The organism is Frigoribacterium sp. CFBP 13707, from assembly GCF_014842245.1.
In the GTDB taxonomy this organism is placed as follows: Bacteria; Actinomycetota; Actinomycetes; order Actinomycetales; family Microbacteriaceae; genus Frigoribacterium; species Frigoribacterium endophyticum.
In genome coordinates, this window is sequence record NZ_JACYVL010000004.1 from 111,024 (window position 1) to 132,239 (window position 21,216).

General features: G+C 68.6%; 23 protein-coding genes and 1 pseudogene. 9 read left to right on the plus strand and 15 right to left on the minus strand.

The window, feature by feature from the left end:
• The first annotated feature begins 108 nt into the window (after positions 1-108).
• Positions 109-306: a hypothetical protein gene (locus IFT45_RS09935; protein ID WP_192127964.1), complete on the plus strand. Its 198-nt coding sequence runs from the start codon at positions 109-111 to the stop codon at positions 304-306.
• Here the strand turns inward: IFT45_RS09935 and IFT45_RS09940 are convergent.
• On the minus strand, positions 264-515 hold the full coding sequence (locus tag IFT45_RS09940) for a hypothetical protein (protein ID WP_192127966.1): 252 nt from the start codon (positions 513-515) through the stop codon (positions 264-266). The two genes, IFT45_RS09935 and IFT45_RS09940, sit on opposite strands and share 43 nt — an antisense overlap.
• Before the next feature lie 167 nt (positions 516-682).
• Here IFT45_RS09940 and IFT45_RS09945 point away from each other — a divergent pair, with 167 nt between their 5' ends.
• From IFT45_RS09945 to IFT45_RS09965, 5 genes are all read left to right on the plus strand, one after another.
• Complete coding sequence (locus IFT45_RS09945; RefSeq protein ID WP_197982348.1) at positions 683-1,930, plus strand: hypothetical protein; 1,248 nt, start codon at positions 683-685, stop codon at positions 1,928-1,930.
• A gap of 416 nt (positions 1,931-2,346) precedes the next feature.
• Complete coding sequence (locus IFT45_RS17215; RefSeq protein WP_371810955.1) at positions 2,347-3,408, plus strand: DUF4041 domain-containing protein; 1,062 nt, start codon at positions 2,347-2,349, stop codon at positions 3,406-3,408.
• 99 nt (positions 3,409-3,507) lie between these two features.
• Positions 3,508-4,077, plus strand: a complete 570-nt coding sequence (locus tag IFT45_RS09955) for an RNA polymerase sigma factor (protein WP_192127970.1) — start codon at positions 3,508-3,510, stop codon at positions 4,075-4,077.
• Positions 4,074-5,045 carry a CU044_5270 family protein gene (locus IFT45_RS09960; RefSeq protein WP_192127972.1) on the plus strand — a complete coding sequence of 324 codons (972 nt, stop codon included), beginning with the start codon at positions 4,074-4,076 and terminating at the stop codon, positions 5,043-5,045. The genes IFT45_RS09955 and IFT45_RS09960 overlap by 4 nt, the downstream gene beginning before the upstream one ends.
• An 82-nt stretch (positions 5,046-5,127) precedes the next feature.
• Positions 5,128-5,559 (plus strand): hypothetical protein, encoded by a 432-nt coding sequence (locus IFT45_RS09965; protein WP_192127974.1) that lies wholly within the window; start codon positions 5,128-5,130, stop codon positions 5,557-5,559.
• Between the two features lie 50 nt (positions 5,560-5,609).
• Here IFT45_RS09965 and IFT45_RS09970 read toward each other — a convergent pair whose 3' ends face one another.
• The 3 genes and pseudogenes from IFT45_RS09970 to IFT45_RS09980 all read right to left on the minus strand — a co-directional run bounded on the left by IFT45_RS09970 (position 5,610) and on the right by IFT45_RS09980 (position 6,836).
• Entirely contained in the window at positions 5,610-6,005 is a 396-nt protein-coding gene (locus IFT45_RS09970; RefSeq protein WP_192127976.1) for a DUF6228 family protein, read from the minus strand.
• A 36-nt stretch (positions 6,006-6,041) separates the two neighbouring features.
• Positions 6,042-6,413 (minus strand): annotated as a pseudogene (locus tag IFT45_RS09975) (zinc-binding dehydrogenase); the annotation flags it as partial.
• Positions 6,414-6,665: 252 nt separating this feature from the next.
• Positions 6,666-6,836: a hypothetical protein gene (locus IFT45_RS09980; protein WP_192127978.1), complete on the minus strand. Its 171-nt coding sequence runs from the start codon at positions 6,834-6,836 to the stop codon at positions 6,666-6,668.
• Between the two features lie 4 nt (positions 6,837-6,840).
• Between IFT45_RS09980 and IFT45_RS09985 the strand changes: the two genes are divergently transcribed.
• A complete protein-coding gene (locus tag IFT45_RS09985; protein WP_192127980.1) occupies positions 6,841-7,299 on the plus strand; it encodes a hypothetical protein in 459 nt (152 codons plus the stop codon).
• An 82-nt stretch (positions 7,300-7,381) separates the two neighbouring features.
• On the opposite strand, the gene IFT45_RS09990 is transcribed toward IFT45_RS09985, so the two are convergent.
• Genes IFT45_RS09990 through IFT45_RS10000 form a run of 3 tightly spaced genes read right to left on the minus strand, consistent with a single transcriptional unit; the run spans position 7,382 to position 10,301 of the window.
• A complete protein-coding gene (locus IFT45_RS09990) occupies positions 7,382-9,121 on the minus strand; it encodes an ABC-three component system protein (RefSeq protein ID WP_192127982.1) in 1,740 nt (579 codons plus the stop codon).
• Positions 9,121-9,369, minus strand: a complete 249-nt coding sequence (locus IFT45_RS09995) for an ABC-three component system middle component 6 (protein WP_192127985.1) — start codon at positions 9,367-9,369, stop codon at positions 9,121-9,123. The genes IFT45_RS09990 and IFT45_RS09995 overlap by 1 nt, the downstream gene beginning before the upstream one ends.
• Positions 9,366-10,301 carry an ABC-three component system protein gene (locus IFT45_RS10000; RefSeq protein WP_192127987.1) on the minus strand — a complete coding sequence of 312 codons (936 nt, stop codon included), beginning with the start codon at positions 10,299-10,301 and terminating at the stop codon, positions 9,366-9,368. Before IFT45_RS10000 ends, IFT45_RS09995 begins: the two co-directional genes overlap by 4 nt.
• Before the next feature lie 91 nt (positions 10,302-10,392).
• On the opposite strand from IFT45_RS10000, the gene IFT45_RS10005 reads away from it, so the two are divergent.
• Complete coding sequence (locus tag IFT45_RS10005) at positions 10,393-10,551, plus strand: hypothetical protein (protein ID WP_192127989.1); 159 nt, start codon at positions 10,393-10,395, stop codon at positions 10,549-10,551.
• A 72-nt stretch (positions 10,552-10,623) separates the two neighbouring features.
• On the opposite strand, the gene IFT45_RS10010 is transcribed toward IFT45_RS10005, so the two are convergent.
• The 3 genes from IFT45_RS10010 to dnaB all read right to left on the minus strand — a co-directional run bounded on the left by IFT45_RS10010 (position 10,624) and on the right by dnaB (position 14,501).
• Positions 10,624-11,214 carry a hypothetical protein gene (locus IFT45_RS10010; protein ID WP_192127991.1) on the minus strand — a complete coding sequence of 197 codons (591 nt, stop codon included), beginning with the start codon at positions 11,212-11,214 and terminating at the stop codon, positions 10,624-10,626.
• A 179-nt stretch (positions 11,215-11,393) separates the two neighbouring features.
• Complete coding sequence (locus IFT45_RS10015; RefSeq protein WP_192127993.1) at positions 11,394-12,611, minus strand: helix-turn-helix domain-containing protein; 1,218 nt, start codon at positions 12,609-12,611, stop codon at positions 11,394-11,396.
• Between the two features lie 498 nt (positions 12,612-13,109).
• Positions 13,110-14,501, minus strand: coding sequence for a replicative DNA helicase (gene dnaB, locus IFT45_RS10020; protein ID WP_185230720.1), 1,392 nt, complete (start codon positions 14,499-14,501; stop codon positions 13,110-13,112).
• A gap of 657 nt (positions 14,502-15,158) precedes the next feature.
• On the opposite strand from dnaB, the gene IFT45_RS10025 reads away from it, so the two are divergent.
• On the plus strand, positions 15,159-15,680 hold the full coding sequence (locus IFT45_RS10025; RefSeq protein WP_192127995.1) for a hypothetical protein: 522 nt from the start codon (positions 15,159-15,161) through the stop codon (positions 15,678-15,680).
• A 104-nt stretch (positions 15,681-15,784) separates the two neighbouring features.
• On the opposite strand, the gene IFT45_RS10030 is transcribed toward IFT45_RS10025, so the two are convergent.
• From IFT45_RS10030 to IFT45_RS10050, 5 genes are all read right to left on the minus strand, one after another.
• Positions 15,785-16,225, minus strand: coding sequence for an RbsD/FucU domain-containing protein (locus IFT45_RS10030; protein ID WP_192127997.1), 441 nt, complete (start codon positions 16,223-16,225; stop codon positions 15,785-15,787).
• Positions 16,222-17,607: a ribokinase gene (locus tag IFT45_RS10035; protein ID WP_197982350.1), complete on the minus strand. Its 1,386-nt coding sequence runs from the start codon at positions 17,605-17,607 to the stop codon at positions 16,222-16,224. Before IFT45_RS10035 ends, IFT45_RS10030 begins: the two co-directional genes overlap by 4 nt.
• Positions 17,607-18,542, minus strand: a complete 936-nt coding sequence (locus IFT45_RS10040; RefSeq protein ID WP_192127999.1) for a substrate-binding domain-containing protein — start codon at positions 18,540-18,542, stop codon at positions 17,607-17,609. The genes IFT45_RS10035 and IFT45_RS10040 overlap by 1 nt, the downstream gene beginning before the upstream one ends.
• A gap of 150 nt (positions 18,543-18,692) precedes the next feature.
• The gene (locus tag IFT45_RS10045; RefSeq protein ID WP_056058181.1) at positions 18,693-19,664 is read right to left on the minus strand and encodes an ABC transporter permease; all 972 of its coding nucleotides are present in this window, start codon (positions 19,662-19,664) and stop codon (positions 18,693-18,695) included.
• 32 nt (positions 19,665-19,696) lie between these two features.
• The gene (locus tag IFT45_RS10050; protein WP_192128001.1) at positions 19,697-21,214 is read right to left on the minus strand and encodes a sugar ABC transporter ATP-binding protein; all 1,518 of its coding nucleotides are present in this window, start codon (positions 21,212-21,214) and stop codon (positions 19,697-19,699) included.
• Between the last annotated feature and the right edge of the window lie 2 nt (positions 21,215-21,216).

Below are 21,216 nucleotides of genomic sequence, written 5' to 3' on the forward strand. Positions count from 1 at the left end.
CTCGGTTGACGGCCCTCATCCTGACGAGGCGAAGAATCAGTATTGACATTCCGGTAGATGCCCCTAGGCTGCTCGCACCGAGCACCTTCCACCTCAGGAGCGAGCACCATGCGCTGGATCTTCTACGTCGTCGCCACCGCGGCCTTGATCGCCTCATCGGCCTGGCTCGCTGCCTCGCCGGACGACACGAAGTGGATGCCGGCCCTCGCCTCCGCCCTGGTGGTGTTCAGCGGAGCAGTCGGCACCCTGGCGTTCCGCCGCCGCTACTCCGCGTCCGCCGGGAGCACCGACTCCGGCACGCAGTAGTACGCCGCGTGCCACTCGCCGCCGCGGGTGCACCCGATCGGCACGTCCTCGCCGCGGACGGTGAGGGTCTGGTCATGGAGACCGCTGCCGTGGCGCCCCGTCGAGTACAGGAAGGTGAGGATGTGGCTGCCGTCGGCTGAGGTGCACTGCCAGGGGCGCTGCAGCCGCCAGCCGTCGATGCGGACGCACTCCCCCAGGGGCCGCGTCACGAGGTCGTCGTCGACCTACGACCAGGCGCCGGGGGCCGAGCGCTCCTCCCGTCGGGCCGAACAGCATCGACCTCGCAGGCCGGTCGCCGACCCCCGAACAGGCGTTCCGTACTGAGCGGAATTGTTCAGTACAGTGAGCTTCGTTCACGAGCGATGGAGATCAGGGCATGGCACGACGACGCGGGATCCTCGCGGAGATGCAGCACCAACAGCGCCTCTCGCAGGCACGCGCCAACGCGGCGGCACGGGCACAGACCCAGGCCCGCGCTCAGGCACAGCGCGCCAGAGCCGCGCAGGAGCGAGCGAACGCCGCCGCCGACCGCGCCAGCGAGGCCGAGCGCAAGCGGTACGAGCGCGAAGCCAAGGCGGCCTACGTCGAACTGCGGTCGGCAGAGGTCGACGAGCTCAACGAGGACCTGGCGCTGGGGTACGCCGAGATCGACGGGCTCCTCGCCGCCACCCTCGAGGTGGACGACTTCGTCGACCTCGAGAGCCTGAAGGTCCGAGTTGAGCACCCGCCCTTCCCCCGTTGGGACCTCGAGACACCTCTCGTCCCACCGCTGCCGACGCCGGTCCCCCCGGCCCCGGTCTACGTCGAGCCTCCTGTGCCCACCGGCATGTTCGGCAAGAAGAAGAAGTTCGACGAGGCGCAGCAGAGGGCGCAGGCCGAGTTCGCGCAGGCCTGGAGCCAGTGGGAGGCGTACCGGGACTGGATCCCGGGCCGCGACGCCGAAGCCGCTCGCGAGCACGCGGAGCTCGAGGCCGGTCGAGTCCAGCTGCTCGCGGTCGAGCGCGAGCGCTACGAAGCGTCGTGCCGCTTCCGTGAGTCCAAGGCGTCCGGGCAGAACTCCTCGATCGACGACCTGATCGCCGGCCTCGCCTACGGCGCCGTCGACGCGGTCAAGGAGTACGTGGGCATCGTGCTCGCCAACTCCGTCTACCCCGACTCGTTCCCGGTCGAGCACGAGGCCGAGTTCGACCCGGAGACCGCGGAGCTGCGGCTGCGCGTGACGGTGCCGGCGCCCGAGGCCCTGCGCACCATCAAGGCTTTCCGGTACGTCAAGGCGAGCGACGAGATCACGGAGACCCAACTCACCCAGACGGCGGCGAAGGAGCGCTACGCCGGGGCCCTCCACCAGGTGGCCCTGCGGTCGCTCCACGAGATCTTCGAGGCTGACCGCCGGGGCATCATCCAGACCATCTCGGCCGAGATCGGTCCTGAGACGAACGACCCCGCGACGGGGCGTCCGACCTTCATCCCCCTGATCGCCGTCGCTGCCCCGCGTGACAGCTTCATGGAGATCGACCTCAGCGGCGTCGTGCCGCTGGCCACGCTGCAGCACCTCGGTGCCGCCGTGGCGAAGAACCCGTCTGCGCTGGTTGCCGTCGACGGCTCCGGCGTCCGTCGGTCATGACGGTCGGAGAGCGACGGTTCAACCCTCCGCCCGGCTGGCCTCCTGTCCCTTCGGGATGGAAGCCCCCGGCCGGATGGACGCCTCCAGCCGACTGGCCTCCCGTGCCCGGTGGCTGGCAGCTGTGGATCGAGGAGGGCGGAGCGGCGCCGGCCGTGGTGCCACCTGCACCGCCTCGCGCGCCGGCGCCCACCGTGCCCGCCTCGTCTGGCCACGGCGCATCTCAACAGCATGCCGCTAGCACGTCCGGTGTCGGTTCTCTCGACGGTCGACCCGACGCTGAGGCTCGCGCTCACCAGTTCGAGGCCGAGAACGTCGTCCTCCGGCGCCAGTTGAAGATGATGGAGCAGGTGACGCGCTCTAGCTCACCCGCACCTCCGCCCGCTCCGGCACCTGCCGCTCCTCCTGCTCCGGCTCCGGTGGTCGTCTCCGACGCAGTCGAGCTGAACGACGCGCAGGTGCTGCAGGAAGTCGGCATCTACCGCTACCACCACCCCCTGGAGGACGCGGCCGCCTACCTGCCAAGGCTCAAGGACGTCGAGGCTCGGTACGCCGCCCTGGTCCGAGAGGGCCACGCGATCGAAAAGTCCAACCTCTTCTCGTTCGACAACTCGCTCGCCAAGGGTCGCAAGATGACCGACGACCTCTCCAAGCTCATGCTGCGCGCCTACAACGCGGAGGCCGAGAACAGCATCCGCACCCTCAAGCTCGGCAACGTGCACACCGCCAAGAAGCGCCTCGAGGCATCTCGTGACGCCATCGCCAAGCTCGGCGTGATGATGGCGATGTTCATCAGCGACAGCTACCACGCGCTGCGTCTCGAGGAGATCGAGCTGACCGCGGACTGGCTGATGAAGAAGCAGGAGGAGAAGGAGGAGCAGCGCGAAGAACGAGCGCGACTCCGTGAGGAGGCGCGGGTCGAGAAGGAGCTCAAGGAGCAGAGGGCGCAGCTCGACAAGGAGCGCACGCTCCTCATGCAGACGATCGCGCAGCTCCAGGCGACCGGGGCGCCGGACGGGGATCTCGAGTCGCGGCTCGCGGCGATCGACCAGGCCATCGTCGACAACGACTACCGCGCCGCCAACATCCGGGCGGGCTACGTCTACGTCATCTCGAACCGTGGAGCGTTCGGTGAGGGCGTCGTGAAGATCGGTCTCACGCGACGGCTGGAGCCGACGGACCGTGTCCACGAGCTCGGCGGGGCGTCCGTCCCGTTCCGCTTCGACATCCACACCATCTACTTCTCCGAGGACGCCGTCACGCTCGAGACCGAGCTGCACCGGCACTTCGCCGGGCGGGCCCTCAACCAGGCGAACAGCCGCAAGGAGTTCTTCTTCGCGACGCCAGGGGAAGTACGGGACGTCCTCGCGAGCAAGGTCGGCAACCTCCTGGAGTTCAAGGACTCCGCCGACGCGACCGAGTTCTTCCAGTCCGTCGGGCGCTGGCCCGAGACTCACCGGACCGGAGCGGTCACCGCCTAGGAAGCCCGGGAAGGCACCTCCACGCAAGGGCGAACGAGTGCCACGAGTGCGCCCGGAGCCGATCATGAGACGATCCCGCCCCCGCCGACACTACGAGTCATGAGGAACACACAGGGGGCTGCGCCACCCAGCGCCGACAGGACGCGCCTCGCAGCTGCGCGCAGCGGCGATCGCGAGGCGTTCGGCCGGATCTACGACGACCACGTCCGCCCGGTCTACCGGTACGCGTTCCGCATCGTGCGGAACACGGCCGATGCGGAGGACATCACCCAGGAGGTGTTCGCGCTGGCCTGGAAGAAGCGCGACGACCTGCAGATCCTCGACACGTCGATGCTGCCCTGGCTGCTGGTCGTGACCCGCAACCTCAGCCTCGCCAGGTCGAGGCAGCGATCACGGACCACGGCCCTGCCCGATGACGCGTCGGACCAGGCCCGAGGCCCCGAGGCCTCCGCGATCGACCGTGAGCTGGCCCGGTCGATCCAGGACGCCGTCGAGCTGCTCACCCCCGTCGACCAGGAGCTCTACCGCCTCTGCGTCGTCGAGGAGCTGAGCTACCAGCAGGCCGCCGAGTCGCTGGGCGCGACGCACGGCGCCGTCCGGAACCGTCTCAGCCGCCTCCGCCAGGCACTCCGAAGCACCCTGACACCGCACACCGAAGGACTCCGATGACCACGACCCTCGGCCCCACCGACGAGCAGATCACCACCATGCGCCGCAGCGTCCTGGACGGCATCCCCGTCGCGAACCTCGAGGCGGAGAGAGGTGCGGCGCGAGCACGGCGTCAGCGCCGCAGTCCCGTCTACGCCGCGGTGGTGACGGCCGTCGTCGCCGCGGTCGTCGTCGGGAGCATCGTCCTCCCCCGCGCCGGCGACGAGGCACAGGCCGCCACCCTGCTGCGGGAGGCGGCGGCACTGACGGTCACCGCCTCCGATCCTGTGGTCGCACCTGGTCAGTTCCTCCGCACGACGACCGAGGCCGTCTACGCCACCGTCGGGCAGAACAGGGCCGGCGACATGGTCACGTACCTCGTGCCGTCGACGTCGACCGTGTACGAGCCGGGCGACCCCGCCGCCGAGTGGACCCTCGTCCGAGAAGACCACGAGCCCACGACCTTCTACGGCGACGACGCGGAACAGGTCGCGGAGGAGAACCGGGTCGAGAGCCCGGAGACGAACGGCACGTGGCGAGCGCGCGACGGCGCCTTCTACGGCACGCCCGCCGCGGACCCGGCGACGGCCGACCTGCCGCGCGACCCGCAGGAGCTCTACGACCACCTGGTGGCGAGCTACGACGGCGGGTCGAACAGCCGCGACGAGGCCACCTGGGTCGCTATCACGGACCTCCTCCGGACGGGCACGGCACCGGCGGACCTGCGGTCAGCGCTCTACGGGGCGGCGGCGCTCGTGCCCGGCATCGAGATCGTCGACGAGCACGTGACGATCGACGGCGTGACGGGGGTCGCCCTCGGTCGGGAGGAGCCGACGAGGTCCGAGCGCCAGGACATCGTCATCGACCCGAGCACCGGCGAGCTGATCGGCGAGCGCGTCGTGCAGCTCGAGGCGGCGTACGGCGCGCCGGCCGGCACCGTCACCGCCCAGACCTCGGTCACGAGGACCATCGTCGACCGAGCGCCCTGACCGGCGATCGCCCAGGGCGCAGGCGGCGCGGGTCAGGTGACCAGCGCCTCACTCGCCCCCGGCCCAGCACTAGGTTCGCCTCATGAAGCTCCTCGCAGGGATCACGGCGGCACTCCTCCTCGCCCTGGGCCTGCTGGTGCTCGCGGTGAGGACCGACCCCGACGTGCCGCTCACCCTCACGGCCGCCGAGACGGACATCCCGTGGTGCAGCACGGACGAGCCGGTCATCGTGGCCGACCTCACGACCGACGCGCTGCCCACCTGTGCGCCGCACGGCGTCGAGATGCGCTTTCCCGACGGAGCCGTGATCGACCTGCCCGACGAGCCCGGCACCGGTGCCCGCTCCGTCGGAGTCCACGACTACACCTACGTCGACGTCGGCATCTTCGGCATGTACACCTCCCGGGCCGACCGCGCTTGCGAGCACGTCGAGCAGTGGGGCACCCCCGAGGCCGTCCGCCGCGTCACCGAGGCCTTCGGCGACGACGCCCCCTGCGTCCCCGACCGGGGCTGACCCGAGGAGTCGCGGGCCCACTCCCCCACACCCGTCACGTCGCCGTCCCCTCAGGTCGGCAGGGTCGTCGCCAGGACGTCGGCGATCCGCTCGAGGTCGGTGCCGGCCGCGACGGTGAGGCTGATCTCGGACTGCCAGGACGGCTCGGAGCGGAGCGAGACGACGAAGTCGACGTGCGACCCGGTGTGGGTCGCCTGGATCTCGAGATCGCCTTCCAGGCTCTTCCACTCCTGCTTGCCACGCCACCCGCGCCAGTGCCGGGAGAGGGAGGAGAAGTAGCGGACGAGCTGAGGTGCATCGTGGAAGAAGAAGACCCAGCGGGCTGCGGTGAGGCCCCCGCGGCTGATCTCGACCAGCACCTGCTCGCCCTCCTCGTGCGGCAAGCGCTCGACGTCGAGGACGGTCATGCCCTCTGAGCGCGTGCCGATGATGACGACGGGATCCATGGGGTCAGCTTGGCAGTGATGCGGTGCCCTGGGGGTTCACCCGTTCGGCGCCACGAGCACCGTCGCGTGGTTGGTCTCCCCGCTGTCGAGCTCCTCGAGCAGGGCAGGCAGCTCGTCGAGCCCGACGGTGCCCGTGATCAGCGGGCCGACATCGACCGAGCCATCGGCGAGGGCGCGCATGGCGCGGACGAAGTCGGAGTGCGTGTAGGCGAGGCTGCCGACGACCGTGAGCTCGCGGCTCTGGCAGTCGCCGTACGACACCTCTGAGCTGGTCATCGGGTACCCGAGCAGCGCGAGCGTGCCGCCGCGGCGGACGAGCTCGGCGCTGGACTGGAACAGGGAGGAGGCGCCGGTGCACTCGTAGAGAACGTTCGCCCCCAGCCCGTCGGTTAGGTCCAGGACGCGGGAGCGGAAGGTGTTTCCGGGTGCGTGGACCTCGTGAAGCCGAGACGGCGACCGGTCTCACGCCGCGTCTCCATGGGCTCGACGATGACCGGTGGAGCCAGAGCCAGCGCCAGCGCCAGCGCCAGCATGGCGCGCGTGCTGGCCGGTGAGCAGACCGAAGGATCCGGCGCCCTGGACCACGATGACGGAGTCGAGGCGCTGGCCGGCGCCGCGGACGACGTGGAAGGTGACGGCGGTGTGTTCGACGAGGCCGAGCTATTCGTCGGCGAGGCCGTCGAGGGCGCGCTGAACGCGGCGTTCGTGGACGGTGACGTGCTGGGCGAAGGCTCCGTGGGTGGGGGCGTTGGGCGAGATGCCGTTGGCTTCGGCGAAAGCGGTGTCGCAGTGATCGGCGCGGCACATCATGAAGCTCCTCGCAGGGATCACGGCGGTGCTCCTCCTCGCCCTGGGCCTGCTGGTGCTCGCGGTGAGCGCCGACCGCGACGTGCCGCTCACCCTCACGGCCGCCGAGACGGACATCCCGTGGTGCAGCACGGACGCCCCCGTGATCGTGGCCGACCTCTCGACCGACGCCCTGCCCACCTGTGCGCCGCACGGCGTAGAGATGCGCTTCCCCGACGGAGCCGTGATCGACCTGCCCGACGAGCCCGGCACCGGTGCCCGCTCCGTCGGAGTCCACGACTACACCTACGTCGACGTCGGCGCCTTCGCCGCAACGCGTGTCGTTCAGGTGGTTCGCCTGTGCGCCCCTGCCGGATACGACATTCAAAGCCGAGGGGTGCACGTGTGCTCGACCGCGAGTCTCGCCGGCGCGGTCATGGTCGTTGTCAGTTTGCTCGTGCTGGCAGCATTGCTTGGCTACCGGCAGGGCGTGTGTCGAAGCTTTTGATGGAGCGTGCCGAAACGGGTTCAGCTATTGAGGCGGGTGACCGCCTCTTGGGCCGAGGATGGACTGCCCTGTGCGCGATCGTTTATTCGAAGTGGAGCCCGAAGAGGCCGCCATCCTCGTAGGCGTCGGTCAGGCGGGGCTCGATCACGTCCGACACCAGTCCGTCGTCGTACTGCTCGACCTTCGCCAGATCATCGCTGTTCATCGTCACGATGTACTGGAGGCCCTCTTCGACGGCGATTTCTGAGGCGAGTTTAAGTGCTTCGGCCACCTGGCGTTCGTCGACGCCGTCAAAGAGGTGGCTGTCATGGACGAGGAAATCTGGGCCGCGGCCACCGCGGTGGGCGAGTACGGCACAGGTGAGGTCGAAGCAGAAGATGACCATTTTGCCGATGCCCTGGCTGTTCTCCCCTCCAATGTGAGGCGAGATACGCAGGCTGGTGTCGAGAGCCGCTATGTCGACGTAGGCGTCTCGTCCCGGCCCGTATAGGGCGGTTGCAAACCGCTGGAACAAGATGTTGATCTCAGCGATGTGCTGCTCACGCTCGACGAGATCACGATTAATTTCTTGCTGAAGCCGGCTGCGCTCAAACTTGATCTCTGCCTGGGTCGCCTCGAGCTGCTTGGCCGTCTCGAACCGGATAGTGATGGTGTGTAGCTCTGAGCGAGCACGAGAGAGCTGATCCTGAAGCGCAGTGAACGCGTCCAGCGCCCCACCGTCGTGCAGTGCCCGCAGCAGACCTGACTGCTCTTCGCCCAGTTGCTCGCGCTCGACCTGGCGGGCATGCAGCCGGGCCAGGGTGCCCCCGACCTCCTCCTCGAGGTAAGCGCGCCTGTTTGTCAGCACGGACTCATGGAAAGATTGAACGTCTTCGTACTTTCGGAGCACAGCGTCAGGCAGGGCGATGCCCAGCTCCTGATAGGCGCGACGGAGGTAGTCCGCCTGGGGTTCGCGTTCGTCGTGAAGGGCGTCCTGCAGGTCTTGCAGGTTGCGACGGTCGGACGCGTCCTCAGCCCGAGTGCGCCGGATGCGGGCATCAATCTCATCGGCACGTCCCTGCAGAAGCTCGTATTCGGGAACGACGCGGAACGCCGCGACTTGCTTTTCGAGATGACGCACGCGAACGGTGGTGGCGGCGACCTGACCGCGCAGTTCTGACACAGTCCCGACGATGAGGCCGAATGCAGGGTCCTTTGTGGCCACCTTCAGCTTCCTGCGCAGGGACTCGCGCCCCGCGAGCTGCTGGTAGCCGGCAGCGAGCCGCCAGTCCAAACCGAGCAGATAGGCGGCGTTGGTGGTTGCTTCTGCGATGGACTGGGTGGGAAAGGTCTTCACCGCGTCGTCCATGCCGTGCTGGCTGACGCGGCGAATGTAAAGCCCGAGGAGTGTGCGCGCGCTGATCCCCGAGTGCTCATCCGGGAATCCAAAGAGGTCGCGGCCAATGACAGTCACCCACTCAGGGACCGTCGCTTCTCCGGTGGTCTGCACGAGCGCTGCTCCCGCAGCGACGTTTGGCTCCAGCCCGACTCGGCTGCGCCTGTTGAGGGATCGGCTCGCAGTCAGCCCGTCCGGGATGCCCGACCAGTCCAGAAGCAGAGTGAATCTATTGGGCTGCAGCGCCGCTTTCTGCAGGACCGATCCAGTGAGTCCGCGCATGCCGAGAAGGAAGTGCAAGATCTCTATGATCGAGGACTTCCCGGCGCCGTTGCGGCTATCGGTCCCGGAGGACCGGTCTGTTTTTTCCGCAATTAGGATGTTGCGGCCCGGCTTGAAGACGATTGTCTTGAATCGCTCATCGCTGGAAGAGAGCTGCTGGAGCATTAGCTCACCCGCTTTCGATGAAGGAGGCCGTCCTCGTAGTAGACGGTGCCCAGCGCGTGCAGCGTGTCGAGGGCAAGGACAAACCAGGAAAACGGCAACACGGCATCATTCTCGTGCCGGGTGCGCCATGTCTTCAGCGCCGTCCAGGTCTGACTGACGGTCATCGGCTCAGTGAGGATCAAGGAAATCTGCCCCCCGACGGTCAGTAGGGCGCGCTGTGGGGTGATGCCCTTGGTTGGAGTGATCACGATGTAGTCACCTTCAGGGCCGGCTCCCAGCCCTCAGGGGCGTTTTCGAAGATGTCGCAGCTCTCGAAGAAGTACGCGAGGACCGCAGTCTGCGCCCGGTAGCTCGGTGCGGACGGCATGCGGTTGCCAGCGAGGAACTCCCTCAGACGCAGAAGGACATCTTCGGGTTCGAGCCCAGCGCCTACTGCATCGGCGTATTCGGCATGGAACCGCGCAGCGACATCGTCACGTTCGGCGATGTCGATGCGGCGCTGGTAATAGTCGGAAATCAGGACCGAGTGCCGCATGCCGTCGCGTAGTTCTGCTTGGCTTTCCTCTGTCAATTCGCTGTAGCGGAGCTTGTGGACGGACACGGTCTCGACCGGCGGCGGTGAGATGTCAGCGACTCGCAACGACGCCAGGTCGGCGAGCAGCTCCTCCATTTCCTGAAGCCCGACAGAGATAGCGTGATGCATCGGCAGCTGACTCTTCAGCAGCGCCTCGACGTCCTGGCTGTCCTGCCTGCCGAGCAGGTCCCGGAAATGCCGCATTCCCATGAGCTCGAAGGCAATGCCCGGGTGTGCCGTTCGTGCGTCAGCGAGTGCGGTCGAGATCTCGGGATGCACTCCCCGCACGTCGTTGTGGACAAAGACGAAGGTCGTGAACTGTCCCGAGCGCTTCATCATCGCTCCGGAGAAGTCTGACGTAAATTTCGCAATGGTCGCGGATGCGTTGACGGTCTCCGGGGCGTAACAGGCGTAGAGCTTACCGTCGTGCAGGTCGAGGCCATCGCTGGCGATATCGCCCAGGTTGCCGTGGGTGCGCACGTCCACGAAACCTGGCACGCACAGGACCATGAGGTCATGGAAGAACGATTGGAACGCGTTTCCATGCAAGTCGTGGAGGTGTGCCCACAGCATGCCGCGCATCGGAAGGCGCTCGTAGAAGTCCACGTCAAACTCCATCCTCGGGTCCACCCAGCGTTAGAAACAGGCTAAGGGATGTCGGCGGACCACCTGGTGCCACGCGTTAGGTGCGGCTGTCGTGTTTTGGCTGATCCGCCAGGGCGAGAGCCCGCCCCTCGGCTACGACCGGACCCGGCGCATCACGGGCGGGTTCGCCTTCGGGGTCTACGTCCACTGCCGCGACGCCGCCGGCCGCCCGCCCGCCGTGGCTGCAGACTGCATCGACCCTGAACAGTGAGGGGGTGGCGTCGAGCGTGAGGCATCCCTACTGCAGCTCGACGAAACTCGCCGCACAGCCACAGGCAGCTACCTAGCTACCCACCATGGCGCGAAAGCGCTCGAAGGCGCCCTCATCCAGGGCGACCTGCATGTACAGCTGCTCCCGCTTGAGAGATTCCAGCCGGACAGCCTCAGAGTTATTGACGTTGGACAGGATGGCGCTCTCGGAGAGCTTCGTCAGGGGTTCGCCGATAGCGCGACGGAAGTTAAACCCGAGGAGCTGCAGAATGTTAACTGTTTCGGCCGACAGCAGCGGGCGGAGAGTCTCGATGTTCTTCCTCATCGAATTTTCGACCACGGGCTCGCCGCCCTCCCCGTCGCTGGTGGCGGGACCGGCGAAACTTTCAAGGATCGGAATGATGGTCGAAGCGATGTACTGCACGTCGCCGGCGTTAAGTTGTTGAGAGACGAGCTCAGCTTGGTAGGTCTGGGCGATGCGGGTCAGGTCGTTCTTGTCGGACATGAGGCTCTGGATGATCTCTTCAAGACCTGCAATCACTTTCGACTGTTCGCCTGAGGCTCGTAGTTGCGTGATGCGGTCCTGAATGAACGAGGCGCCATTACGCGCCGCCGTTTCCGTCAACCTAACGCCAACTCCGATGAGCTCCGGTGGTACGTCCATGTGGCCTCCTTGCCATGAGAGCGCTAAGAGCGGCGCCCCTGCGAGTGCTGTTCAGTCGACTGACTGCGGGCAATTCTCTCATTGCCCCGAAGGGTTGGCCCGCTTCGAGCCCTCTAGTGCGGGTCTCTGCGCTCGAGGTCGCTGGGCTGTGGGCCATTTGCTGCGCGGCTAGGAACGCCCTAAAGGTAGGTCGGATGCACGTCCCACGCCGCGGTCCTGGCTAGTTCCGACCATGATCCGAGGGAGCGCAGCAGTGGCATCGTCAGCTCGCGTGCCGGGCGTGCCGGATCGTCACGCAGGATGTCGGTACGTGTGCTGGTTACAAATTCGTAAATGGGGGAGTCGTAGACGGGCGCCTCGTCGCGTGCAGCGTCGTTATGAATCAGTCTCGAGACGCCGGTGGCGAGACCGGTTCCGCGAATACCGAAGTCCCAGACGCCGTTGTAGTTGGTGTGGGCAGAAATGTGGCGCGCCCACAGCCCAAGTTGCCACGTCCATGCCAGGAGCGTTCCGTCATGTATAGGGCGTCGGGCACCCGGCCACGTGTCGTCGCTGAGCAGACACATAAGCGCTGCTATCGAGCCATCGGTACGAATTTCGATGTCCACGGCTCTGCGCTCATCGCCGGATGGCCTGCGTCCCTGACCCAAGGTCGTCTGCGCCCGGCCGCGCATGCGGTTTTGCAGGTTGCCTGCCAGTGTCGTCGCCGGCATTAGTTGGCGCAGGTCTCGAGGGACTTCCTTCGCGGACGAGAACACAATTTCACGCACCATCTCTTCGCTCCCCCATACGAGCCCTTCGGCGAGGCCGTCTGACCCTGTGCGGGGTCGGGCATAGAGATATAAGTGGCCGAATGTCGGTGTCGATCCACGCGCCTTCTCGTAGGGGTCGTTTTCGTGCATCTCCTTGAGATGTTGGCGTACATCCTCAGCTGAGGCAGTGCGCCGACTAATGAGCCGCGCGACTTCGGCGTCATCAAGGTTGCGTCTGGTGCGCTCACCGCGACCGTAGTAGCGACCGTCCGCCATATGAGGTGCGCTTGGACTAGCGGGAATGGTAACAAAGAGGTAGCCGCCCCCCTCCTCAGCGCGGATAACGTCAACCCGAATATCAAGCGGCGGTCTCACCGTGTTCGCGGCGATCTGTTCGAGCTGTTCCACAATGCCGCTATCTACGTCGACTGGTGAACAATAGAACGTGTGGTCGTCGCTCTCACCAACGCCAATGATGAGCGCTCCCCCGTCGATCGCAAAACTAGCGAGATCCCTCGCGGTCTCCCTGTGAGCAGCTTTGCTCCGACCAATTTCGCGCTTGGCGTCAAGATGGTGCGACTCATCTAAGTCCCCACTGGCAGTCAGGGCCCTGATGTCGTCTTCTGTTTTCGGCTTCCAGCGCATGAGACGAGTCTACGAACTCATGGAGACCGGCCCGGGTAGGAATACCCTTTTTGTATACCTAAGTTCGTCCGTTGTCACCACCCCTGCCCGACGAGTATCGGAGCCGTGCGCATCGAGGTCAACGTCCCAACGCTGGCCACGGTCTATTGGATGCGCACCCCGTTGCCTGAGGATGGCATGGAGACCTCGGTCGACCCCCTATCGGAGCCGAAAGAGCCTGGAAGAGCCGCACGAAGCTTGGCTCCGGTCGGTGCCCGCAAGCCGTCCGAGACCTCCCAGGCGCCCCCAATCCGTTAGACAGCAACGACCTCCGCATTCCGGCTCCCGCCAGCCGGGCGGCGGCTTCGTTGTGCGCCACCTTTGCAAGCCCTCTCACGAATACTTTGTTGCGAACTCGGCACTCGGTTGGCGCAGTTGCGAGTCGACTCGTCGCGCCGTGGACCGAGAGAGACGATTGCAACAACACCTCGACAAACTATGTCGCAGAGGTTGCGAGATTTAGCTAGGCATATCCACGAACCGCGAGAACATCCCGTGGAACGCCACCGTGATCGTGTCCGTCGGCCCGTTGCGGTGCTTGGCGACGATGAAGTCGGCCTCGCCCTGGCGGGGGTTGTCCTTCTCGTAGGCGGACTCGCGGTGCAGCAGGATGACCATGTCGGCGTCCTGCTCGAGCGACCCCGACTCGCGGAGGTCGCTGATCGCGGGCTTCTTGTCAGCACGCTGCTCGGGGCCACGGTTCAGCTGCGACAGCGCGATCACCGGCACCTGCAGCTCCTTCGCCATCAGCTTCAGCGCTCGCGAGAACTCCGAGACCTCCTGCTGGCGGCTCTCGACCCGCTTGCCCGACGTCATCAGCTGCAGGTAGTCGATCACGACCAGCTTCAGGTTGTGCTGCTGCTTCAGACGACGGCACTTCGCCCGGATCTCGACCAGCGTCATGTTCGGCGAGTCGTCGATGAAGAGCGGGGCGTCGTTGATCCGACCTCGCACCTGGGCGATGTTCGTCCAGTCACGCGCATCCACCGTTCCCTTGCGCATGTTCTGCAGCGGCACGCTCGACTCCGCCGACATCAGACGCATCGCGATCTCGCTGCGCCCCATCTCGAGCGAGAAGAACACCGAGGCCTGCCCGTGCTTGATCGACGCCGCCCGCGCCAGGTCGAGCGCCAACGTCGACTTACCGAGCGCCGGTCGCGCGGCCACGATGATCAGCTGCCCGGGGTGGAAACCGTTCGTCAGCGCATCGAGCTGCGCGAAGCCGGTCGGAACGCCGGTCATCTGACCGTCACGGCCCTTGGCCGCCTCGATCTCGTCGATCGCGACCGTCACGGCCTCGTTCAGCGGCACGTAGTCCTCGGTCTGGACTCCCCCAGCCACGTTGTAGACCTCGGCCTGCGCGTTGTTGACCAGGTCGACGACCTCGCCCTCGCTCGCGTAGCCCATCTGCACGATGCGCGTGCCGGCCTCCACGAGGCGCCGCAGCACGGCCTTCTCCGCCACGATCGAGGCGTAGTAGCCGGCGTTCGCGGCCGTGGGCACGACGCCGGTCAGCGTGTGGAGGTACTCCGCGCCTCCGGCCCTCGACAGGTCGCCCGACTTCATCAGCTCGTCGCTGACCGTGATGACGTCGGTGGGCTCGCCGTGCGAGTACAGGCCGAGGATGGCGTCGTAGATGACCTCGTGCTTCGGCACGTAGAAGTCCATGCCGCGCACCGTCTCGATGACGTCGGCCACGGCGTCCTTGCTGAGCAGCATGCCGCCGATGGTGCTCTGCTCGGCGAGGAGGTCGTGCGGAGGCACGCGGTCCATCATGTTGCCGCGGTCGCCGCCGCCCTTCCGGTCGCGGTCGCTGGTGTCGCTGGCGAGACCGAGGTGGGCGATCGACATGGGACCTCCGGAGGAGAAGAGACGGTGTTCGGGGCCGTGCCGGGCAGCACGGGAGGCGCTCGAGACCGTTCTACGGCAGACCCCCGACAACCCCTGACCAGACCGTCGCGACCCACCCTGACGAGCGCTGGTACACCTTATGGACACCTAGTTCTCCACAGCAAACAGCCCTGTGGATAACTTTGGGGAGAACCGGTGAGAAACGCCGGAGGCGGTTGGGGACAACTGTGGATCGACCTGTGGAGAAAGTGGGGACTCTGCTCGTTCTACCGGCTTTGACCTGGGGTTTCCGTATCCCCACCCTGTGTGCAGAAAATAGTCTGAACCAGGAGTTGAGACTCCCGATTTGACAACTGCCTGTGGACGAGAGATTTGACACGGGGGCTCGCGGACCTGTACGGGCACGGCTCGTGTTCAGCTTCCGGCAACCCCCTCGTTCGGGGGTGGCGGGCCCTGGAGCCGAGCCGCGACTCCCCCGGGCCCGCCGCCCGCACAGCCCGCTGGCGCGCCCGAACCACCGACTGATCAACGAACCACGTCAGAACGTGGTTCGTTGATCAGTCGGTGGTTCGAGGGGTTGCGCGCGGGGCGCGCGTGGGCCTGGATGGAGTCAGCACGGGCGACCACGCCCGGCGACCGGACGACAGGGGGACGGGCATGACCGACGGCCCCTCCGCCCCCGCTCTGCGCGACGCCTCGACCCGCACCGGCACCTACGCCCTCACCGGGCTGCTCGTCGGCGCCGCCGCCGGGCTCGTCTCCCCCGTGACCGCCTCCGCCCTCACGCTCACCCCCGACGGCGGCCTCCTGAGCAGCTCGTGGGCTGCCGCGCCCGGCCTCGTCATCGCGTGGCTGCTCTTCGCCTGCATCGCCGTCCCGGTCGGCCTCGTCGCCGGGGCGCTGCTCGGGGCGCTGGTGTCGCTCTTCCGGCCCGTCCTCGCGGGGGCCTCACCGCGCCTCCGCGTCCTGGTGCTGGGCTCGATCTCGGCGGTGCTGTCGACGACGGCCATGGTGCTCGTGGGCGGGTTCGTGCTGCCGTGGCCCGGCTGGGTGCTGCCGGGCGTCGTGTTCGGCGCGCTCGGGCCGCTCCTCGCCGAGCGCTCGGCCGCCGCCCGCGACCGCCGCCGGGCCCTCGCCGAGCTCGACGGCGACCGGGCCTCGTCGTGGGCCGTGTTCTGACGCCCGGTCTCCCCGGGCGCTGAAGAACCCCGTTCCGTTCAACACGCCCCGACGTAACGGGGTGCGATGAGCGGAACGGGGTTCGGCAGGGCGCAGCAGGCGAGCTAGAACGGCACCCCGCAGCGCAGCACCACGTTCGCGAACGGGGTGGCCTCGCCGGTGCGCACGAACAGCCGCGCCGTGCCGCTGAGCCGCTTGAGCTCCTCGTGCGACACGTGCGCCACCTCGAGCCCCAGCTCGAGCCCGAGCCCGAGCCCGCCGCCGCCGTCGCCGCCGCCGCCCGCCCCGAACCGCGCCTCGATCACCTCACCAGCCGCCACCCCGCGGCTCTCCGACGCCGCCGTCACGCCCTCGACGACCAGGTCGCCCAGCAGCGCGTCCAGCACCCCGGCGAAGCTCGGCAGCCCGTGCACGACCGCGAGGTCGACGACAGGCACCCCGATCGGCTGCGGCAGCCCGCAGTCGGCCACGACCACCAGGTCGCCGTGCCCGAGCCGGCTGATCGCCTCGTTCAGCTGCGCGTTGAGCAGTCCGCCGCGCTTCACGCGCGGCCCTCAGCAGCAGAGCCGGCCCCCGAGGAGGCGCCCCCACCGTCCCCAGGAGCAGCAGCGTCACCGTCCAGGTCGGAGTCCACAGACTCCACAGACGGCAGCTCGTCCCCCAGCCCCGGGTACGACGGCTGCGTCCCCGCGCCCGTCACCGAGTACGCCCCCACCCGCACGGCCTCGTGCGCCGCCTCGAGCAGGGTCGCCCCCGCCGCGAGCCGCGCCGCCAGGGCCCCGACGAACGCGTCGCCGGCCCCCGATGAGTCGACCGCCGCCACGCGCGGCGACGCGACGTGGTGCAGGCCTGTTGCGTCCGAGACGATCGCGCCGGCGGATCCGCGCGTGAGCACCACCGAGGGCACCCCGTGCTGGCGCAGGGCGGTGACGACCGCGGCGTCCGCGTCGCGCGCCTCCCCCAGGCCGTCCGAGCCGTCGGTGGGTCCGCCCTCGGGCGAGTCGGAGAACAGGGACACCGACGAGACGGCGTCCTCACCGAGCTCGGCGGCGTCGGCGACCGACGCCGAGCCCTCGAGCGCCGCCAGCAGCAGGCGCCCCTCGTGCTCGTTGAGCACCAGCGGGTCGGCCAGCCGCACGACCTCCGCGTCGACCGCGACGACGGGCGCCAGGTTCAGCAGCACCCGCCCGGTCGCCAGCCGCGCCGCGTGCTCGATGCCGTCGGCCGGGATCTCGCCCTGCAGCACGACCACCGCCGCCGAGCGCAGCACGTCGGCGTGACGCTCCACGGCGTCGTGCCCGACCGACGCGTTGGCGCCCGGCACGACGACGATCGTGTTCTCGGCGTCGTCGCCGACGCTGACCACGGCCAGCCCGGTGGGGCCGGCCACGACCTCGACGCGCGACGTGTCGACGCCGCTCTCGGTCAGCAGCGGGGTCGCCGCCGCCGCGTGCACGTCGTCGCCGACGGCCCCGACCATGACGGTCGACGCCCCGCGACGCGCGGCCGCGACGGCCTGGTTGGCGCCCTTGCCCCCGGGCAGCAGCACCATGCCGGTGCCGATGAGCGTCTCGCCCGGACGAGGCAGGCGCGCCACGGTCACGACCTGGTCGACGTTGATCGACCCGACCACGACGACCGTGCCGGTGACGGTGCCGGCGGCAGGAGTGCCCGAGCGGTCGCCGTCGGCGGGGGAGCCCTGGGCGTCAGCCCCGGCCTCCTCACCCGCCGCAGGCCCGCCGGAGGCGCGGCGCGGCTCCCCCGAGCCGGTCACGTCACCGACGATCCCGGCCTCGAGGCCGTACCCCGCGCCTCCCTCGGTCCCGACCTGCCCGGCACCGGCCCCGCCGGCCGCGCCGGCGTCGCCGCCCGCACCGACCTGCCCGGCCGCCGCCGCACCCGCACCCGCCTCATCCGCACTGCTCATCAGCTGAAGTCACCCACGTTCTCCTTCGTCACCGTGATGACGTCGACGGCCTCGTCGGCCGCCCCGTCGTCGTCGATCGCCTTGACGGCCTGGTCGACGGCCAGTGCACCCAGCTTGGCGGGCTGCTGGGCGATCGTGCTCGACATCGTCCCGGCCTCGACCGCCTTCAGGCCGTCCTCGGTGCCGTCGAAGGCCGCGACCTTCACGTCGCTGCCGGCACGCGAGCCGAGCGCCTGGATCGCTCCGAGGCCCATCTCGTCGTTCTCGGCGAAGACGCCGACCGCGTCGGGGTGCGCCTGCAGCAGGTTGGTGGTCACGTCGAGCGCGGTGGCGCGGTCGAAGTTCGCCGTCTGCTGGCCGACCACGGTGATGCCCGGGTAGGCGGCGATGCCGTCGGCGAAGCCCTGGCCGCGGTCACGGCTGGCCGAGGTGCCGGCGACGCCCTGCAGCACGATCACCTCGCCCTGCTCGCCGATGGCGGCGGCGAGGGCGTCGGCGGCCTGCTTGCCGCCGGCCACGTTGTCGCTCGCGACGAACGAGGCGACGTCGGCGCCGTTGACGGCCCGGTCGACCGCGACGATCGGCACCGACGAGTCGTTGAGCTGCTTCGCGGCGGGGCCGGCGGCGTCGCTGTCGACCGCGTTGAGGATGACCGCGTCGGCGCTCGAGGCGGCCGTCGCGAGCTGGTTCGCCTGCGTGGCGGAGTCGTTCTGCGCGTCGACCACCTCGAGGTCGACGCCCTGCTTCTTCGCCTCGGCGACGGCGCCGTCGCGCAGCTCGACGAAGAACGGGTTGTTGAGGGTGCTGAGCGAGAGCACGACCGTGGGCTTGTCCGCTTCACCGGCGGGGGTGCGGTTGCAGCCGGCGGCGCCGGTCGTGATCAGGGCGGCGATCGCCGCGATCGTGGCGGTCTTGCGGAACGAGGTCGACTTCATCGTGGGTCCTTCGTGGGGTGCGGGTGGGGGTGGGGGAAAAGAGGAAGGGGAGCGCGGGAGGCGCGGTGCAGGCACCCGGGGGAGCCCGCCGGAGCGGCGCGGCGCGTGGTGTCGGCCACGGGACGCTCAGCGGCCGGGCGGCCGTAGCGCTCAGGCGTTGCGCGTCTTGCGCCGCAGCACGTCGACGCCGACCGCCAGCGCGATGACGACGCCGATGACGACCTGCTGCCAGAACGACGTGACGTTCAGCAGGTTGAGCCCGTTGCGGATCACGACGAGCACGAGCGCGCCGATGATCGTGCCCGAGATGCGCCCGACGCCGCCGGCCAGGCTCGCGCCACCGATGACGACGGCGGCGATCGCGTCGAGCTCGTAGCCCGAGGCCGCCTGCGGCTGGGCCGAGTCGAGGCGGCCGGCGAGCAGCAGGCCGGCCAGCGCGGCGAACAGCCCGGCGAGGCCGAAGACGACCACGACGATGCGCTTGACGGGCAGGCCCGAGAGGCGCGCGGCCTCGGCGTTGCCGCCGACGGCGTACATCGAGCGGCCGATGACGGTGCGGTTGAGGATGAACGACGCGATCGCGGCCGCGATGACGAGCACGATGATCGGCACGGGCACCGGCCCGACGTTGCCGCCGAGGAAGGAGACGGCCGGGGGAGTCGCGATCGGGCGACCGTCGGAGACCACGAGGGTGAGCCCCCGCGCCACGCTGAGCATCGCGAGCGTCGCGATGAACGACGGCAGCTTGCCGTACGCGCTCGCCAGGCCGTTGACGACACCGGCGAGGAGGCCCGTGCCGAGCCCCAGCACGAGCGCCAGCCCGCCGGGCAGCCCCGCCGTGGCGAAGAACCAGCCCGACACCATGGCCGACAGGGCCGCGACCGACCCGACCGAGAGGTCGATGCCGCCGGCGACGATGACGAAGGTCATGCCGAAGGCCAGCACGGCGACCGTCGACACCTGGATGCCGATGTTGAGCAGGTTGCGGCCGGTGAGGAAGTCCGGCGTCGCGATGAACAGGGCGAGGCAGAGCACGACGAGCCCGACGAGGGCGCCGTTGGCGGCGAGGAACGCCTTGATGTCGAAGGAGCGTCGCTGCGCCTTCACGGTGGTGGTGGTCATCTGGGTCGTCTTCCTGGGTTCGTCTGTCGGGGTCAGTTCGTGGGGGCGACGTCGCGGGCGGCGAGCGTCATCAGGGCGTCCTGCGTGGCGTCGGCCGCGGTGACCTCGCCGGCGACGACTCCGTCGCGCATGACGAGGATCCGGTCGCTCATGCCCATCACCTCGGGCAGCTCGCTGCTGACCATGACGACGGCTCCGCCAGCGGCCGTGATCGCGTTGACGAGCTCGTAGATCTCGACCTTGGCTCCCACGTCGACGCCCCGGGTGGGCTCGTCGAGCAGCAGCACGGTCGAGCCGGCGATGATCCAGCGGCCGAAGACGGCCTTCTGCTGGTTGCCTCCGGAGAGCGAGCCGATCTGCTGGTCGATGTCGCGCATCCTGATGCGGAGGCGCGACGCGACCGCCTCGGCCGCCGAGCGCTGGCCGGCGAAGTCGACCAGCCCGGCCCTCGCGCTGCGGGCCAGCGTCGCGTAGCCGAGGTTGTCGTTGACGGAGGCGCCCAGCACGAGGCCCTGCGCCTTCCTGTCCTCGGGAACGTGGCCGACGCCCGCGGCGATCGCCCCGGCGACGTCGCCCTTCTTCAGCACCACGCCGCGGACGCTGACGGTGCCGGAGTCGTACTTGTCGACTCCCGCGATCGCCCGGACCACCTCGGTGCGGCCGGCGCCGACGAGCCCCGCGATGCCGAGCACCTCGCCGGCGTGCACCGTGAAGCTGACGTCGCGGAAGACGCTCGAGGTGAGGCCCTCGACGCGCAGCACCTCCTCGGCGGAGTCGACCGGGCCGGTGCCGCGCGGGTACTGCTCGTCGATGTCGCGGCCGACCATGAGTCGCACGAGCTCGGCCTCGGGGGTGCTCGCCGGCACTTCGGCGACGAACTTCCCGTCGCGCAGCACGGCCACGGTGTCGCCGATCTCGGCGATCTCGTCGAGGTGGTGGCTGATGAAGAGCATGCCGACGCCGCGGGCCCGCAGCTGCGCCACGACGGAGAAGAGCTGCTCGGTCTCGTGGCGGGTCAGGGCCGCGGTCGGCTCGTCGAGGATGAGGATGCGCGCGTCGATGCTCAGCGCCTTCGCGATCTCGACGAGCTGCTGGCGGGCGATGCCGAGCGTGCCGACCTTCGTGTCGACGTCGACGTCGAGGCCGATCATCTCGAGGGCGGCGCGGGCGCGGCGCTTGAGCTCGCGGCGGTCGACGATGCCGAACCTGCGCGGGAAGCGGCCCATCATCACGTTCTCGGCGACGCTGAGCGAGGCGACGAGGTTGAGCTCCTGGTGGATCGTCGCGATGCCGAGCTTCTCGGCCGCGAGCGTGCCGGGCAGCGAGACGGGCTCGCCGTCGACGAGCACGCGGCCGCCGTCGGGCTGGTAGACGCCCGACATCATCTTGATGAGCGTGGACTTGCCGGCGCCGTTCTCGCCGAGCAGCACCTGCACCTTGCCGGCGCGGACGTGCACGGTGACGTCGTCGATCACCGTCACCGGGCCGAACGACTTGCTGACGTGGTCGAGGGTGAGCAGCGGGCGATCGTCGTCGATCGTGGGGGTCATGG